Raw genomic sequence first — 16,367 nt, forward strand, 5'->3', positions numbered from 1 at the left:
GCCCGCGCCACGTCGGCGGGCGGCTGCCGGGCGGCGTCCGTGGTGTCGGTCTCGGCGAGTACGGCCCGTACGGCGGCCTCCTCGGCCTGCCAGGCGTCCAGCCGGTGCTGCAGCTCGCGGTGGGCCATCTCGTCGAGGAGGGCGGCGGCCGCGGCCTGTGGGGTGTCGAAGCCGGCCCGGAAGGCGGCGTCGGCGAGCCGGGCGTCGGCGTCCTTGAGCCGCTGGGCGGTGTCCTCGGCGACGCGCGCGGTGTCGGCTGCGTCGGTGAGCAGCGCTGCCTGCCGCTCCAGCTGGGCGGCGCGGACGGCCACGCTGTCGGCGGCGCCGCGCGCCTCGGTCAACTCCGCTTCCAGGGTGGTGCGTTCCCGGTCCAGGGCGTCCCGGAGGGTGCCGCGGGACGCGGTGCGCACGGCGGCGTCCTGCTGGGCCGACAGCCGCTGTTCGCGCTCCCGCTCGGCTTGGCGCAGCTGCTCCGTCGCGGTGTGCAGTGCCGAGGCGGCGGTGCGGGCCTGGGCGTACTCGCGTTCCAACTCGTCGGCGTGGAGGGCGAGTTCCTCTGTGGAGGTGTCGCCGGCCTCGCCCTGGGCGGCGGCCAGGGCCCGCTGGACGAAGGCGAGGCGCCGCTCGGCCTCGGCGCGCTGTTCGTCGGCATGCTGCGAGGTGGCGAGCGCCCGCTCCTCGGTCTCCCGGTCGACGTGTCCGGCGTCCTTGCGAGCGGGGGCGGGGTGCTCGGTGGCGCCGCAGACCGCGCAGGGCTCGCCGGCGGTGAGCTGTGCGGCCAGCTCGGCGGCGATGCCGTTCAGCCGCTGCTCCTTGACGTCCAGCCATTCCGCGCGGGCCTTCAGCGCGCGGTCCGTCGCGTCGATGACCTGCTGCTGGGCGTCGTCGGTGTCCCGGGCGAACTGGTCGCGCTGGCGTGCGGCGGCGAGCCGCTTGCGGGCGGGCTCCCGCTGCACGGCCAGTTGTTCGGCGCGGGTGGCCGCCTCCTGGGCGGACTCGACGCCGTGCTGAAGACCCGCGCGGGCCTCCTCCCAACCGGCCAGCCATGCCTCGGCCTCCTGGAGAACCTCCTCGTCGGAGCGCTCCTGGCGGTCCAGGTCGGCGCGTTCCGCGACGAGTTCGGCCAGGCGCTGCTCGGCGCGCCGGGCCGAGTCCAGGCCGCCCAGCTCCTCGGCCGCGCGGCGTGCCGCGGCGGCGAGTCCGGCGGCGCCCGCCCCCGCGAAGGTGTCCGGCAGCAGCCCACGCGCGCGTGCCTCGGCCACGGCCGCCCGGCGGTGCTCCGTCTCCGCCGCCTCCCGCAGCTCCAGCGCGGGCGCCACCGCCTCCGCCTTGCGGGACCGCTCCATCCTGGCCTGCGCCTGGTGGTAGCCGTCGGCGCGCTCCTCGAGCAGCGCGGCCCGCTCGTTCGCCTGGGCGAACCGGCGTTGCAGCCGGTCGAGTTCGCGTACGTCGGCCAGGTCGCGCTCGGCGGCGGCCTGGGCGGACTCCGCGGCACCGAGTCCGCAATGGGCGATCGTCAGCTGCTCACGGGCGGTGCTGCGGGCCACGGCAGCCGCGCTCAGGACGGCCTCGGCAAGGCCCGGCTCACCGGGCGCCAGCTCGGGCAGCTCCATGGCGTCGCCGGCCGCCTGCTGCATGCGGTGCGCGTCGGCCAGCAGCGCGGCATCGCCCTCACGCACCTGCGCCTCGGCGGCGCGGCGCCGCTCGGCCAGCCGCTTCTCGACCTCGGCGAACCGGTGGGTGTCGAAGAGCCGTCCCAGCAGCTTGCCGCGTGCTTCGGCGTCGGCCCTCAGGAAGCGCGCGAAGTCGCCCTGGGGCAACAGCACGACCTGGCAGAACTGCTCGCGGCTCATGCCGAGCAGCTGGGTGATCTCCTCACCGATCTCCTGGTGGGACCGGCTCAGGTCCTTCCACGTCCCGGCGGTCCCGTCGTACTCGCGCAGCCAGCTCTGGGCCTTGTCGAGCGTCGTACCGGAACCGCGCTTCTTCGGTCGCTCCCACGGCGGTTGCCGGGTGATCTCCAACCGGCGTCCGGCGACGGTGAGTTCGAGGCGGATCTCCGTGCGGGTACTCGCAGAGGCGTGATCGCTTCGCAGCGTCATGCCCTGTCCGCTCTGCCGGGCCCCCGGCACGGCGCCGTAGAGCGCGTAACACACGGCGTCCAGCACCGACGTCTTGCCCGCCCCCGTCGGGCCGTGCAGCAGGAACAGCCCCGCCGCGGACAGCTCGTCGAAGTCGACCGTCTGGGAACCGCCGAACGGCCCGAAGGCCGTGATGTCCAGCCGGTGCAGCCTCACCGCGCCACCTCCCGCACGGTCTCGTCCGCACGGACGGCGTCGAACGCGTCCCGCAGCACGGTCTGTTCACGCTCGTCGGGCCCGGCGCCGCGCACATGTGCCACGAAGTCCTCGGCGATCTCCTGGTCGCTGCGCCCGGCCAGTCGCCGGGCATACGACACATCGGGGTCGTCCGGGGTCCGCTCGGGGTCGAACACGAGGCTGAGCGTGTGCGGGAAGCGCTCACAGAGCCGGGCCATGGGTTCCGCCGGGCGGACCGGGTCGGTGAGGGTCGCCTCGACCCAGGCCTCCTCCTGAGGCACGAGCCGCGGGTCGGCGAGGAGCTCCTCCAGCGTCCCCCGGATCCTGGCCAGCGCCCGCGGCACCGGGCAGTCGACGCGCTCGGCGGTGACCGCGCCCTCGGCGTCCAAGTCGACCAGCCACATGCTCTTGCGGTGGTCGGTCTCCGAGAAGGAGTACGGCAGCGGGGAGCCGGAGTAGCGCACGCGCTCGGTAATGGTCTGGCTGCCGTGCAGATGCCCCAGGGCCGCGTAGTCGACCCCGTCGAAGACCCCGGCCGGCACGGCGGCCACCCCGCCGACGGTGATGTCCCGCTCGCTGTCGCTGGCCTCGCCGCCGGTGACGAAGGCATGGGCGAGGACGACGGACCGCGTCCCCCGCGCGCGCGTCGCGAGGTCGGCGCGGACGCGGTCCATGGCGGCGGCGAGCACCGCCTCGTGGCCCGCCTTCTCCACGCCGAACTCGTCCTTCACCAGGGCGGGTTCGAGATACGGCAGCCCGTAGAAGGCCACGTCGCCGTGGTCGTCGGAGAGGACCACGGGCGTCCCGCACGCCGCCGGTTCGGTCCGCAGATGGATGCCGGCGCGCCCGATGAGCCCCGCGCCGACACCGAGGCGGCGGGCGGAGTCGTGATTCCCGGAGATCATCACCGTCGGCACGCCGAGGTCGGCGAGCCGGTGCAGTGCGGTGTCGAACAGCTCGACCGCGGCGAGCGGCGGCACCGCCCGGTCGTACACGTCTCCCGACACGACCACCGCGTCCACCCCGTGCTCCCGCACGGTCGTGACGAGGTGACCGATGAACTCGGCCTGCGCCTCGAGCATGTTGACCCGGTGGAACGCACGGCCGAGATGCCAGTCGGAAGTGTGCAGCAGTCTCATGATCCCCGAGACTAACGGCCGGGTCTGACAGCACGGGTGGTTACTCCCGTATCGACCCGTCATGACCAGAGACAGGAAAGGACGTTATGCCCGAAAAGTGCAACTAGGTGTCCCCGTACGCCTCTCCACCGAGCTCGAACCCCGCCGTCCCCGCGGTCACGTCCGCCAGCCATCCCCGGAACGCCTCCACGTCCGCGTCCGGCAAGCCGATCTCGATCGTGACCGCCTCGCCGTACCGCACGTCCCGCACCTCGCGTCCGGTCGAGCGCAGGTCGTTCTGCACCTTGCCGGCGCGCTGGTGGTCGACGGTCACCGTGGCGAGGCGGAACCTGCGCCGGGTGAGGGTGCCCACCGCGTCCAGGGCCTCGCCGACCGCGCCGCCGTACGCCCTGATGAGTCCGCCCGCGCCGAGCTTGACGCCGCCGTAGTGGCGGGTGACGACGGTGACGACGTACCGCATGTCGCGGCGCAGCAGCATCTGGAGCATGGGGACGCCCGCGGTGCCTCCGGGTTCGCCGTCGTCGCTCGCCTTCTGGATCGCGGCGTCGGCGCCGATGACGTACGCGTAGCAGTTGTGGGTGGCGTCGGCGTGTTCCTTGCGGACGGACGCGACGAAGTCCTGCGCCTCCTTCTCGGTGGCCGCCGGGGCGAGGGCGCACAGGAAGCGGGAGCGGTTGACCTCGGTCTCGTGCACACCCGCGTGGGCCACTGTGCGGTACTCGTCCTGCATCCGGTCAGCCTAATCCGTCGGTGCGGGCGTCCCGACGGGGCGGCTCAGCGCAGCTTGCCCCGCGGCACCATCAGGGACGTGAGCAGTGCCGTCCCCGGCTCCAGGCTCCGCCATGACGTGCCGTGCCAGGCCAGCACCGCGATCGCCGAGGTCGGGAACTTCACCCGCACGTCGTCCAGCGCGTCGTCGAGGCTGTCCCCGGCGAGCGTGAGGACGAGTTCCTCCAGACCCGGGTTGTGCCCGACGAGGAGCAGCGTCACGACCTGGGGAGGTGTCTCGTGCACGGCCGCCAGCAGTTCCGGTACGTCGGCCCCGTACAGCTCCGGGTCCAGACGTACCGGCGGTGGGGTGCCCCACTGGGCGGAGGCCAGCTCCCAGGTCTGTCGGGCGCGTACGGCGGTGGAGCACAGGGCGAGGTCGGGGAGCAGGTCGGAGGCGGCGAGAGCGCGGCCCGCCTCGGGTGCGTCCCGGCGGCCGCGGGGTCCCAGTGGGCGGTCGTGGTCGGCGACGCCCTCGGGCCAGGCGGACTTGGCGTGTCGCAGCACGACCAGACGGCGCAGCGGGCCCGCTCCGGTGCGCGCCGTCATGCCGGGGATCCCAGGTCGCGGGTGAGTTCCAGACCGAGCAGCCGGTCCGCGTGGGCGTACGTCTCGAACCGGGCGCCCTCCGGCAGGTCCGACTCCTCGACCCAGCGCAGCACCCTCAACACCTCGGGAACGTCCAGGTCGTCCTCCCAGGCGGCACGGAGGCGTCCGCGCACCTTCTCGGGGACGGGCCGTGACGGATGCCGCGCCCAGGCGGCGACGGCCCGGCGCCAGCGTACGAGGGTGTCGTGGGCCTCGCCCAGGGTTGCCTCGTCGAGCCGGGTGGGCGTGCTCCGGGGCGGGACGAGCAGCGCGAGGCGGACGACGGCGGGGTCGGCGCCCTCCGGAAGGTCCGGCGTCTCGACGGGCGCGACGGCGACCCGTACGCCGTCCGGAGTCGCACCGCCCTGTTCCACCACATGCACGACCTGGGACTCGCCCCACCCGGGACCGACGTCCCGGCGGTCCTCGAAGGGCCGGATGCCCAGGGCGGCGGCGCCCGCGTGCAGCTCCGCCTGTTCGCGGTCGGCGGTGAGCAGCGCCCACACGGGCGTGCCGCCGATCTCCAGGGCCCTGACGAGGAGATCTGCTGCGAGCAGGACACGCAGGGCGGAGAGGTCGTAGCCCCGTACATGGGCTTCGACTCGGGTCAGGCCCCGGCGGGCGGGGACGGCGTCCACGGGCCGGCCGGTTCGGGCGTCGGTGATGCGCAGCACGGGGCGAGCGTAGGCGGACGGAGGGCTCCGCGCAGGTGACTGGCCGGTATTTCGGACATGGGTACGGGATTCAACCAACCGGAGGCCGTGCAGCTGCGACGATCGCGGACGGCTGCTCGCCGGGGCCGGGAGGGCTTCTACGACGCCCTCCCGTCTCCCGCCGTCCGGAATCAACCGCGCCCGACGGCTGTTCCCGACCACAACAGTCCTCGCATCCAGAGCAAGGAGCCGAGCGTGTACGGCGACTCAGCAATTGTCCGCAGGATCCTCACCGAGCTCGGCGACACCTGGGCGATCGTGGGCCTGTCGTCGAACCAGCGGCGCGCGGCCTACGGGGTCGCCGAAGTGCTCCAGCGCCACGGCAAGCGGATCGTGCCGGTCCACCCCAAGGCGGAGACCGTGCACGGCGAGCAGGGGTACGCCTCCCTCGCGGAGATCCCCTTCGACGTGGACGTGGTCGACGTGTTCGTGAACAGCGACCTCGCGGGAGCGGTCGCCGACGAGGCCGTGGCCAAGGGCGCGAAGGCGGTCTGGTTCCAGTTGGACGTCATCGACGAGGCGGCCTACGACCGCACCCGCGCCGCCGGCCTCGACATGGTCATGGACCGGTGCCCGGCGATCGAGATCCCTCGCCTGCGCTGATGTCTTTGGCCGTCGTCACCGAGGCGCCCGCGCACTGAGGAGACAGTCCGGACGGGGCGCCTCCGCGTGTGGAGGCGCCCCGGCAGCACTCCCGCCCTCCCCAGGGCACCGACATAATGTTCGGGTGACCTCCGCCTCCCCCTCCAACTCCGGTGCCCCGCAACGCTTTCCGGTCGTCATCGTCGGCGCCGGACCCGCCGGACTCACCATCGGCAACATCCTGCGAGCCGCGGGGGTGGACTGCCTCGTGCTGGAGGTGGAGACCCGCGAGTTCATCGAGCAGCGGCCGCGTGCGGGCGTCATCGAGGAGTGGGCCGTACGCGGTCTGCAGGAGCGCGGCCTCGCCGACGCCCTGCTGGAGCGCGCCCAGTTGCACACCGAGTGCGAGTTCCGCTTCGCCGGCGAGCGTTTCCGCTTCTCCTACGGCGAGCTGACGGGACAGCACCACTTCGTGTATCCGCAGCCGCTGTTGGTGACGGACCTGGTGCGCGAGTACGCCGACGTACGGGGCGGCGAGATCCGCTTCGACGTGCGGGACGTCCAGCTGCACGACCTCGAGACGCCCCGGCCGTCGGTGTCGTACACCGATGCCGCCACGGGCGAACGTCAGCTGGTGAGTTGCGAGTTCGTGGCCGGCTGCGACGGGGCCCGCGGGGTGACCCGCACCGTCCTCCCCGAGACCACGGACATCGCCCGGCACGACTACGGAGTCGGCTGGCTGGCGCTGCTCGCCGAGGCGCCGCCGTCCTCCGACTGCGTCCTGTTCGGCATCCACCCGAACGGCTTCGCCGGGCACATGGCCCGCAGCCCCGAGATCACCCGCTACTACCTGGAGTGCCCGCCCGGCGACGACCCCGAGAACTGGTCCCACGACCGCGTCTGGGCCGAACTCCAGCAGCGCCTGGGCGCGGACGGCACCCCGCCGCTCACCGAGGGCCGGCTGATCGAGAAGCGCGTGCTGGACATGCACAACTACGTGGTCGAGCCCATGACGTACGGCAGACTCTTCCTCGCCGGGGACTCCGCCCATCTCACCGCACCGATAGCGGCGAAGGGCATGAACCTCGCCCTGCACGACGCCTTCCTGCTCGGCGACGCGCTCGTCGCCTACCTCGGCAAGGGCGACGGCAGCGGCCTGGACGGCTACTCGGAGGCCTGTCTGCGGCGCGTGTGGGACTACCAGGAGTTCTCGCAGTGGCTCTCCGAGGTCTACCACGGCACGTCGTCGGGCGACGAGTATCGCGCGGGCACCACTTTCGCCCGCCTCCGGCGCCTGTTCACCTCGCCTGCCGCCGCTGCGGCCTTCGCGGAGCAGTATCTCGGTACGGCGGCCACGTACTGACCTCTCAGTCGTGCACCGGCCGGTCGCTGAGCCGGTGGTCGGCGACGTTCAGGGCCTCGTCGACGAGCCGGCGCAGGTGCCCGTCACGCAGTGCGTAGATCACCCGCCGCCCCTCCTTGCGCGTGTTCACCAGCCCGGCCAGCCTGAGCCGCGCCAGGTGCTGACTGACGGCCGGCCGGGCCGCTCCGCACGCCTCCGTGAGGGTCGTGACGTCGGCCTCTCCCCCGGTCAGGGCGTGGAGGAGGGTGAGGCGGGTGCGGTCGCCGAGCAGCGCGAGGATCTCGGCGGCCAGGGCGAACTGTTCCTCGCCGGGGGTGCGCGGGTGCGCATTGTGCGCAGTTGATAGGTGCATGCGTGCGCTCATACGCACATAATGGCTTCGTGGGCGCGGTACGTCCACCACCGCGCGCATCGGAAGGGGAGCCACGTGAGCGACCACGAGCACGGCCACGGTCATGGCCACGACCATCCGCACCGGCACGAGCACGAGCACGGACGCCGTGGCTTCCGCCATCGCCTGGCGCACGTCCTCACCCCCCACTCCCACGAGACCGCGGACAAACTCGACTCCGCCCTGGAGTCCTCCGCCCGCGGCATGCGTGCCCTGTGGGTCTCGCTGGCGGTGCTGGGTGCCACGGCCGTGATGCAGGCGGCCGTCGTGACCGTGTCCGGGTCCGTCGCGCTGCTCGGCGACACCGTGCACAACGCGGCGGACGCCCTGACCGCCGTACCTCTGGGCATCGCCTTCGTGCTGGGCCGGCGCGCGGCCACCCGCCGTTTCACGTACGGCTACGGCCGTGCCGAGGATCTCGCGGGCATCGTGATCGTGCTGACGATCGCCGCGAGCGCGGCCTTCGCGGGGTGGGCGGCGATCGACCGGCTGCTGGATCCGCGTCCCGTGGCGCACGTCCCGGCGGTCGCCGCGGCCGCGCTGGTGGGCTTCGCGGGCAACGAGTGGGTCGCCCGTTATCGCATCCGGGTGGGCCGGGACATCGGATCGGCCGCACTGGTGGCGGACGGGCTGCACGCCCGCACCGACGGGTTCACCTCACTGGCCGTGCTCATCGGGGCCGGCGGCTCGGCCCTGGGCTGGCAACTCGCCGACCCGATCGTGGGCTTGGCGATCACCGCCGCGATCACACTTGTACTGCGGGACGCGGCACGCGAGGTGTTCCGGCGCGTACTGGACGCCGTCGACCCGGAGTTGGTGGACCGGGCCGAGGGCGCGCTGCGGGAGGTCGAAGGGGTGCGCGGGGTGGGCGAGTTGAGGCTGCGCTGGATCGGGCACCGGCTGCGGGCGGAGGTGGCGGTCGTGGTGGACGGTGAGATGACGGTGCACCAGTCGCACGCGGTCACCGTCGAGGCCGAGCACGCCCTGCTGCACGCGGTACCCCGCCTCACAGCAGCCCTGGTACACGCCGACCCGGCCCCGATCCCGGGCGAAGCGGACCCGCATCACGCTCTGGCCCACCACGCACCGGCCTGAGACGGGGTCCTAGGGCAGAGGCCCGCACCCAGCGACCCAAGGCCAGCACCCTCGGGCCCGAGACCAGAGCCCTCCAACCCGCGGCCAGCACCCCACCAGCGCGGCCACCGACGAGCACTGCATCGCGACACGCGGCACGCACCTCGCACAGGCGCCCCAGGGCAGCACCCACCCAGACCAGCACCTCCGACACGAGACCAGGACCCCAGCGGCGTGGTCGCCGACGAGCACACCCTCGCGACACGCGACCGCACCGCGCACATGCGCCCCAGGGCAGCACCCACCCAGACCAGCACCTCCGACACGAGACCAGCACCCCAGCGGCGCGACCGCCGACGAGCACACCCTCGCGACACGCGACCGCACCGCGCACATGCGCCCCAGGGCAACACCCACCCACCGAGACCAGCACCCTCCGGCACGCGACCAACCCGCGAGCCCGGGCCAGGGCCCACCGGCCTGAGGCCAGGACCCGACCAGCGTGGCCGCCGACGTGCCCTCCGCCGCGATGCGCGACGCCCACCTCGCGCAGGCGCCCCAGGGCAGCACCTCCAGCGCGAGCTCAGGAACCCTTGCGCCCGAGATCAAGAACCCCCGGCCCAAGCCAACACCCTCCAGCCCGAGCTCAGGAACCCATCAACCCGACGCCAGGCCCCCGGCCGGTTCAGGCGATGCCGAGTCCCTCCAGCACCACCGCGCCGGGCAGTTCCGCGAATGCCTTTCCCGGCACCAGTAGCTTTCCGCGTCGGCGCCCGCTGCCGACCAGGACGTACGGCAGGTCGATCACGGCCGAGTCGACCAACAGGGGCCAGTCGCCGGGGAGTCCGATCGGGGTGATGCCGCCGTACTCCATGCCGGTCTCACCCGTGGCCGTGTCCATCGAGGCGAACGAGGCCTTCCGTGCGCCGAGTTGGCGGCGGACGACCCCGTTGACGTCGACCCGGGTGGTGGAGAGCACCACACAAGCGGCGAGGGTGCTCTCGCCACCGCGCTTGCCCGCGACGACCACACAGTTCGCCGACCGCTCAAGCAACTCCCGGCCGTAGTGCTCGACGAAGACCGCGGTGTCGGCCCACCGCGGGTCGGTGTCGACGTACACGATCTGCTCGGCGGGGACGCTGCCGCTCCATTGGCGTACGGCGTCGGCGACCGGGCGGGTCAACTCGTCGAGGGCGCCGGGGGCAGGGGTGACGTGGTCGAAGTGTCCGATGGGTGCGTCCATGGCGGCACGCTAACAGCCGCTCACGGCACGCCCGGCACCGAGACGGCCAGCATCCACTGCGCGGGAACGTCGCCCTGATTGGCGTACACATGCTCGGCGTTGGCCTCGAACGTGACGCTCGCCCCGGCGGCGACCCGGTGCTCGACGCCGTCGACGGTCAGGGTCATCTCGCCCTCCGTGACATGCAGGATCTCGACCGTCCCGGCAGGGTGCGGATCCGATCGGCTGCTCTCGCCCGGCATCATCCGCCACTCCCACATCTCCAGCGGACCGGGGGCCTCCGCGCCCGCGAGCAGTCGGCTCCAGCTGCCCGCGTCCGTGCTCCACAGCCGCACCACCTGCTCCGGCGGGACGATCCGCACCTTCGGCCCCTGCTCGTAGTCGAGCAGCGTGGTGATGCTGATGCCGAGCGCGTCGCCGATCTTCACGACCGTGCCGAGGCTGGGGTTGGTCCGGGCCTGCTCGATCTGGATCAGCATGCCGCGGCTGACCCCGGCTCGTGCGGCGAGCGCGTCCAGAGTGAAGCCGCGCTCGGTCCGCCAGCGCTTGACGTTGCGCGCCAGGGACTGGGTCAGCAGGTCGAGGTCCGACACTTCACGTCCAATATTCTGTATGCCACAGTGCAACTGAATGAACTACGGTGGGGTGCACCGACCGTTCACCGAACTGTACTGCGAGGCGACCCGTGACAGCATTCTTCGCCCTGGCCACCAGCCTGCTGTGGGGCCTGGCCGACTTCGGCGGCGGTGTGCTGACCCGACGGCTCCCGGCGCTCACGGTGGTGGTGGTATCGCAGGCGATCGCCGCGGCCGTGCTCGGTGCGATCGTGGTCGCGACCGGCGGCTGGAGCGAGGCGGGGCCCCGGCTGTGGTTCGCGTTCGCCGCCGGTCTGGCCGGTCCGGTCGCCCTGATCTGCTTCTACAAGGCGCTCGCGATGGGGCCGATGGGTGTCGTCTCCCCGCTGGGCACGCTGAGCGTGGCGGTCCCGGTCGGTGTGGGTCTCTTCCTCGGCGAGCGTCCCGGACTCACACAGGTGGCGGGCATCGCGGTGGCCGTCACCGGAGTGATCCTGGCGGGCGGGCCCCAGTTGCGCGGCGCCCCGGTGCAACGCCGGGCGATCGTCCTCACGCTGATCGCGGCCCTCGGCTTCGGTACGGTGTTCGCGCTGATCGCGGAGGCGTCCACGACCGTCACCGGCCTGTTCCTGGCCCTGTTCGTACAGCGACTGGTCAACGTGGCGGTGGGCGGCGCGGCCTTGTACGTCTCGGTGAAACGCGGCACGCCCGCGCTCCCGACGACCGGCTTCCCCTGGTCCTCCCTCCCCGCGCTCGCCTTCATCGGCCTCGCGGACGTGGCGGCGAACGGCACGTACTCGGTGGCCGCCCAGCACGGCCCGGTCACGGTGGCCGCGGTCCTCGCCTCGCTCTACCCGGTGGTCACCGCCCTGGCCGCCCGCGGTTTCCTCAGCGAACGCCTCCGCGCCCTCCAGGCGACGGGCGCGGGCCTGGCCCTGATCGGCACCCTGCTCCTGGCGACAGGCTGACCACGGCCGGCACCCGCAGCCGCTCCACCCTGCCCCCACTCCCCGGTGGTCACATCCCCAGACACGACTCCCCAGCAAACGCCCCCGCACCCCGCACCCTCCAGGCGGCAGGCGGCAGGCGGCAGGCGGCAGGCGGCAGGCGGCAGGCGGCAGGCGGCAGGCGGCAGGGGCCTAGCACTCCGATGGGCACCCTGCTCCTCGCGACAGGCTGACCACGGTTCAGCGAGCCGGCGACCCGACGACCCGGCGGTCACATCCCACGCCGGGCACGGTTTGCCGGCATCCCCCGCGCCGACTGACCGAACGCGCCCCGCCGTTCCGTCCCTCAGTCCAGTCCGGCAAGCCGCCCCGCCGCGCCCTCGTCCAGTTCGGCGAGTTTCGCCGCCGTCTCCTCGTCCAGCCCGGCCAGCGCGTTGAGCTGTTCCGCCGTGGCTCCCTCGGGTATCGGTACCGGCGCCGGTGTCCTGAGCGGCGGCTGCCAGCCGTCCTCGGCGGTCCAGCGCCGTACGACCCGGGCGGGCGCCCCCGCCACCACCGCGTGGTCCGGCACCACACCCCGCACCACGGCCCCGGCGGCCACGACGACGTTCCGCCCGATCCGCGCACCGGGCAGGATCACCGCCCCGGTCCCGATCCAGCACCCCGGCCCGATCTCCACCGGCTCCATCCGCGGCCACTGCTTGCCGATGGGCTCGTGGGGATCGTCGTACGAGTGATTGGTGGACGTGACATAGACGTACGGGCCGAAGTAGCAGTCGCTGCCGATGGTGACCGTGGTGTCGGCGATGACATGGCTGCCGCGCCCCAGCACGACCCCGTCGCCGATGCGCAGGATCGGCTCCGGACCGAGGTCCAGGTCGGGCATCAGGCCGGCGGTCAGAGTGACCTGTTCGCCGACGATGCAGTGGGACCCGACATGGATCCACGGTTCACCGAAGACCGTGCCGAGCGGAAAGGTCAGCCTGGTGTGCGCGCCCAGCGCGCCGAAGCGGAAGCGCCCCGGGCGCTCGGCGGTGACCGAGCCCGTGCGCTGCACCCAGGCCCAGCCCGCGTGGACAGCACGCTGGACGAGACGGCCCCGCCAGGATGAGAACGTGTTCCTACTCTTCGGCACGAGCTCACCGTACTGAGCGCGCGGCGCACAGATGAGACGGAGGGCTTGTGATCTTCGCCCCACCCGGGTGGCGTACGGTTCGGGATATCGCGAACCAGGAGGCGAAAGTGGCGCACAAGGCGTTGATCACGGGCATCGGCGGAAAGGAACCGAAGATCGACGGGGAGGCCTTCGTGGCGCCCACCGCGTCGGTGATCGGTGACGTGACGCTGCAGGCGGGGGCCAGCCTCTGGTACGGCGCGGTGGCCCGCGGTGATGTAGAACGCATCTCAGTCGGCGCGCAGAGCAACATCCAGGACAACTGCACCCTGCACGCCGACCCCGGCTTCCCGGTGACGATCGGCGAGCGCGTCTCGGTGGGCCACAACGCGGTGGTCCACGGCGCGACGGTCGAGGACGACTGCCTGATCGGCATGGGCGCGACGGTGCTGAACGGCGCGGTGATCGGGGCGGGTTCCCTGGTGGCGGCCCAGGCACTGGTACCGCAGGGCATGCGGGTACCGCCCGGTTCCCTGGTGGCGGGCGTGCCGGCGAAGGTACGGCGGGAGCTGACCGAGGAGGAGCGTCAGGGGGTCACCCTGAACGGAACGCTCTACGCGGACCTGGCCCAGGCCCACAGCGAGGTGCACGACAAGCCGTGAGCCTCAGTCGGCGGCCGGGACGGTCTCCGGTTCGGCCGCCCGCATCTGCTCCGTCGCCTTCGCCGCCCTGCGCTTGAGCACGAGCATCGAGGTGAGCCCGATCAGCACGGCGAGCACGAGTCCGAGCCACGAGAACCGCTTCAGCCACGACTCGGCGACGATCCCGACGTAGTAGATGACCGCGGTCGTCCCGCCCGCCCAGATGATCCCGCCCAGCACGTTGGCGATCAGGAACTTCCAGTACGGCATCCGCAGCACACCGGCGAGCGGCCCGGCGAAGATCCTCAGCAACGCGACGAAACGGCCGAAGAACACCGCCCACATGCCCCACTTCTCGAAGGACCGCTCAGCCGTGGCGACATGGCCCTCACTGAAGTGCCTCGGGAACTTGTTGCCGAGCCAGGTGAGCAGCGGCCGTCCGCCCTTGCGCCCGATCGCGTAACCGATGGAGTCACCGACGACCGCCCCGAGGCTGGCGCACGCTCCGAGCACCACGGGATTGATGCCCGCGTGCTGCGAGGACAGCAGCGCGGCGGAGACCAGGATGATCTCGCCGGGCAGCGGAATGCCCAGACTCTCCAGGCCGATGACCAGGCCCACCAGGGCGTAGACGGCGGCCGGGGGCACGGTGTCGAGCCATTCCTGGACGTGCAACGCCGGTTCCTCCTGAGTCGCGTTCCCGGCGTGCGCCAGGCACCGGCGCACACCGTGGCAGCCTACCGGTTCAGGAGAACCGACGTCCGGAGCAACAGCTGACCTTCGGCCTACGGCAGTGCGGTCCCGAGCGTCGACGCGAGGGGCGCCGTCACCGAGGTCACGGTGTCCACGACCGCACCCACCACAGCCCCGGCCCCCTCGACCGGCGCTGCCGGAGCGGCCGGCTCGGAGTCTCTGTCATCGACCTGGGCGACCCGTGTTCCGTACTGCGGCGGGGTGCCGTGCTGGTCCGAGGGCCGGCCTGGGCCCTGTTCGGGGCCGCTGTCGGGGTGGTCGTCGGAACCCGAGGGCGGGGCGGGAGCGAGAGGGGGTGCGCCCGGATCCATGCCCGGCCCCCCGGAGGGGCGACCCGTCTTCGCGTCGTCGGGCGACTGCGTGCCCTGTGGTGCCGGCGCGCTCTCGTCGGTGAACTCCAGCAGCCACCTCTGCCCCTGCGCACCGCTCCGCTCGGTGACGACGACGGCCTTGCCCTTGCCGGGCGCGACCAGGAGCCCCTTCCCGCGGCGCAGCAGCAGTTCGCCGCGCACGGTGAGGTCGTAGCGGACCTCGCCTGTGTGGGTCAGACAGTCGGCGATCACGACCGACCGCTTCTCGGTGTCCGAGTCGAGGCAGAGCCTGGGATCGGCGGCGCTGCGCAGCAGTCCGTCCTCCTGGTACGACCACTGCTGGGACCCGGCGGAGGAGCACTCCGCCAGCACGGCCTTCGTACCGGCCGCGGTGCGGGCATGGGGGGCGTCCCGGGTGTCGAGGCACAGGCCGGCGTCGGCGTTGCGGAGCCTGCCGTGACCGACCTCCGCGGGGTTGCCCATCGAGGCCGTGGACGGGGATCCGGCGTCCTGGGAGACGGTCGACGGACTCGGCCGTACGGTGTTCCCGCTCACCGCGCCCCAGGTGGCGCCGGGTGTGGGAACACCCCCGTCGTCCGACCAGCCCTTGGCCACGAGCACCGTGGCGAGCAGGGCCAGGGAGGTCAGACCGGCACCGACGAGAACGGCTCGGGCGCTTTTGCGCGGCTGGGCGAGGATGCCTGCGGGAACGGGGCGGTGGCGGCCGCCGGGCTTTGCACGGGCCGCGCCGGGCGGGGTCGGGGCCGGACGCTCGGCGGAACGCGCGGGCCGCGAGTCGAGATAGCGGTGGGCACCCCAGCCGAGCACCGTCTCGGCGAGCAGCACCTCCAGACCGCCCTCGAAGTGGCTGAGCTGTTCGGCGGCGTGCCGGCAATACCGGCAATCCGTCAGATGCTTGAGGACATCGGGCAGAAGGCCCCCGCCCCGGCGAATCGGGACATCCAGCAGCCGATTGTAGAAACGGCATTCACTGGTGGGCGCGAGTTCCCGGTGAGCACGGACACAGCCGGTACGGAATTGCTCGCGTGCCTGATCGAGGGCGGCCGCCGCGCGGGCCGCGTCCACACCCAGCAGACCGGCCGGTACGGATATGGGTTCGGCCTCGACCTCACTGTGCCACAGCAGGCATTGAGAGGCGCCGGGAAGGGCCCTGAATGCGCGTTCGGCGAGCTGTCTTCTTTCCGGGGTGGCGGACCTCGCCGCGCGTAGACCACGGCCGCCGATCGTCTTGCGAAGTTCCGGCAGTACGGCGGAGATTTCGTCGTCCGCGGCCCATTCCTTGACGAACTCCCTCACCGCAACAAGAAGTTGGGGGCGCAGCGCACCATCACCCGCCCGGCCGAGCACTCGGTGAAATGCCGCCGCGGCCGCCATCGAGGCCGAACCCGACCAGGAGGCAAGGCAGATGACCGAGTATTCGTAGGTCGCCTGCCAGTGTCGTGCCATCAACAGCGCGACGGCATGGCCGTCCACGCCGTTCTCTCCCAGCCGGGCGAGGAGATTGCGGTCGGAATCCGCCGGGCTCGATCCGGGGCGTGGGGGGTAAGGGGGTCGTGGGGGGTTGGCGGATTGCACGGGACCAATTCCTTCCAAGCCGCAGGACGGCATGGGATATGCGCGTCCTCGGAAAGCAGGCGCCTGATTGGTGCATACCTATGCCGCATCAGATGCGACCCGGTCATCCCGGGGGGCGCTCACCTTCGCACAATTGATGTACAGCAAACAAGAAGGTGGAGTGACGCATGTTCAAAAAGAGGCGAGTTCAGAAATGTTACCGCCGGTATCCGTACCCGTATTCGAAGTTGAGCGGGGCGCACGACTCAAGT

16 protein-coding genes are annotated in these 16,367 nt (G+C 72.2%); 5 read left to right on the plus strand and 11 right to left on the minus strand.

Annotated elements, in window-relative coordinates:
• The 5 genes from BFN33_RS46320 to BFN33_RS46340 all read right to left on the minus strand — a co-directional run.
• Positions 1 to 2,297, minus strand: a 2,297-nt coding sequence (locus BFN33_RS46320; RefSeq protein WP_069766243.1) for an AAA family ATPase, incomplete at its 3' end; no start/stop codon positions are given.
• Positions 2,294 to 3,457 (minus strand): exonuclease SbcCD subunit D, encoded by a 1,164-nt coding sequence (locus BFN33_RS46325; protein ID WP_069766244.1) that lies wholly within the window; start codon positions 3,455 to 3,457, stop codon positions 2,294 to 2,296. The genes BFN33_RS46320 and BFN33_RS46325, both read right to left, overlap by 4 nt.
• Positions 3,458 to 3,560: 103 nt before the next feature.
• On the minus strand, positions 3,561 to 4,187 hold the full coding sequence (locus BFN33_RS46330) for a YigZ family protein (RefSeq protein ID WP_069766245.1): 627 nt from the start codon (positions 4,185 to 4,187) through the stop codon (positions 3,561 to 3,563).
• 44 nt (positions 4,188 to 4,231) lie between these two features.
• Entirely contained in the window at positions 4,232 to 4,774 is a 543-nt protein-coding gene (locus tag BFN33_RS46335; protein ID WP_069766246.1) for a histidine phosphatase family protein, read from the minus strand.
• Complete coding sequence (locus tag BFN33_RS46340; protein WP_069766247.1) at positions 4,771 to 5,487, minus strand: hypothetical protein; 717 nt, start codon at positions 5,485 to 5,487, stop codon at positions 4,771 to 4,773. The genes BFN33_RS46335 and BFN33_RS46340 overlap by 4 nt, the downstream gene beginning before the upstream one ends.
• Positions 5,488 to 5,721: 234 nt before the next feature.
• Here BFN33_RS46340 and BFN33_RS46345 point away from each other — a divergent pair, with 234 nt between their 5' ends.
• Together BFN33_RS46345 and BFN33_RS46350 are read left to right on the plus strand one after the other, a co-directional pair.
• The gene (locus tag BFN33_RS46345; RefSeq protein ID WP_059207656.1) at positions 5,722 to 6,129 is read left to right on the plus strand and encodes a CoA-binding protein; all 408 of its coding nucleotides are present in this window, start codon (positions 5,722 to 5,724) and stop codon (positions 6,127 to 6,129) included.
• 124 nt (positions 6,130 to 6,253) lie between these two features.
• Positions 6,254 to 7,471 (plus strand): 4-hydroxybenzoate 3-monooxygenase, encoded by a 1,218-nt coding sequence (locus tag BFN33_RS46350; protein ID WP_069766248.1) that lies wholly within the window; start codon positions 6,254 to 6,256, stop codon positions 7,469 to 7,471.
• Positions 7,472 to 7,475: 4 nt separating this feature from the next.
• Here the strand turns inward: BFN33_RS46350 and BFN33_RS46355 are convergent, their stop codons facing one another.
• Positions 7,476 to 7,835 (minus strand): metalloregulator ArsR/SmtB family transcription factor, encoded by a 360-nt coding sequence (locus tag BFN33_RS46355; RefSeq protein WP_069766249.1) that lies wholly within the window; start codon positions 7,833 to 7,835, stop codon positions 7,476 to 7,478.
• 63 nt (positions 7,836 to 7,898) lie between these two features.
• Between BFN33_RS46355 and BFN33_RS46360 the strand changes: the two genes are divergently transcribed.
• The gene (locus BFN33_RS46360; protein ID WP_069766250.1) at positions 7,899 to 8,957 is read left to right on the plus strand and encodes a cation diffusion facilitator family transporter; all 1,059 of its coding nucleotides are present in this window, start codon (positions 7,899 to 7,901) and stop codon (positions 8,955 to 8,957) included.
• A 664-nt stretch (positions 8,958 to 9,621) separates the two neighbouring features.
• On the opposite strand, the gene BFN33_RS46365 is transcribed toward BFN33_RS46360, so the two are convergent.
• Both BFN33_RS46365 and BFN33_RS46370 read right to left on the minus strand, forming a co-directional pair.
• Positions 9,622 to 10,179, minus strand: a complete 558-nt coding sequence (locus BFN33_RS46365) for a YbaK/EbsC family protein (protein WP_069766251.1) — start codon at positions 10,177 to 10,179, stop codon at positions 9,622 to 9,624.
• A 20-nt stretch (positions 10,180 to 10,199) separates the two neighbouring features.
• A complete protein-coding gene (locus BFN33_RS46370) occupies positions 10,200 to 10,772 on the minus strand; it encodes a helix-turn-helix domain-containing protein (protein ID WP_069766252.1) in 573 nt (190 codons plus the stop codon).
• 92 nt (positions 10,773 to 10,864) lie between these two features.
• Here BFN33_RS46370 and BFN33_RS46375 point away from each other — a divergent pair, with 92 nt between their 5' ends.
• A complete protein-coding gene (locus BFN33_RS46375) occupies positions 10,865 to 11,722 on the plus strand; it encodes a DMT family transporter (protein ID WP_069766253.1) in 858 nt (285 codons plus the stop codon).
• Positions 11,723 to 12,047: 325 nt separating this feature from the next.
• Here the strand turns inward: BFN33_RS46375 and BFN33_RS46380 are convergent, their stop codons facing one another.
• Positions 12,048 to 12,836 (minus strand): acyltransferase, encoded by a 789-nt coding sequence (locus BFN33_RS46380; RefSeq protein ID WP_069766254.1) that lies wholly within the window; start codon positions 12,834 to 12,836, stop codon positions 12,048 to 12,050.
• Between the two features lie 107 nt (positions 12,837 to 12,943).
• On the opposite strand from BFN33_RS46380, the gene BFN33_RS46385 reads away from it, so the two are divergent.
• A complete protein-coding gene (locus tag BFN33_RS46385) occupies positions 12,944 to 13,477 on the plus strand; it encodes a gamma carbonic anhydrase family protein (RefSeq protein ID WP_057610556.1) in 534 nt (177 codons plus the stop codon).
• Between the two features lie 3 nt (positions 13,478 to 13,480).
• Here the strand turns inward: BFN33_RS46385 and BFN33_RS46390 are convergent, their stop codons facing one another.
• Positions 13,481 to 14,131: a DedA family protein gene (locus BFN33_RS46390; RefSeq protein WP_069766255.1), complete on the minus strand. Its 651-nt coding sequence runs from the start codon at positions 14,129 to 14,131 to the stop codon at positions 13,481 to 13,483.
• A 110-nt stretch (positions 14,132 to 14,241) separates the two neighbouring features.
• The gene (locus BFN33_RS46395) at positions 14,242 to 16,014 is read right to left on the minus strand and encodes an RICIN domain-containing protein (RefSeq protein WP_079141388.1); all 1,773 of its coding nucleotides are present in this window, start codon (positions 16,012 to 16,014) and stop codon (positions 14,242 to 14,244) included.
• Positions 16,015 to 16,367 lie beyond the last annotated feature (353 nt).

It is taken from the genome of Streptomyces sp. LUP47B, assembly GCF_001746295.1.
Classification (GTDB): Bacteria; Actinomycetota; Actinomycetes; order Streptomycetales; family Streptomycetaceae; genus Streptomyces.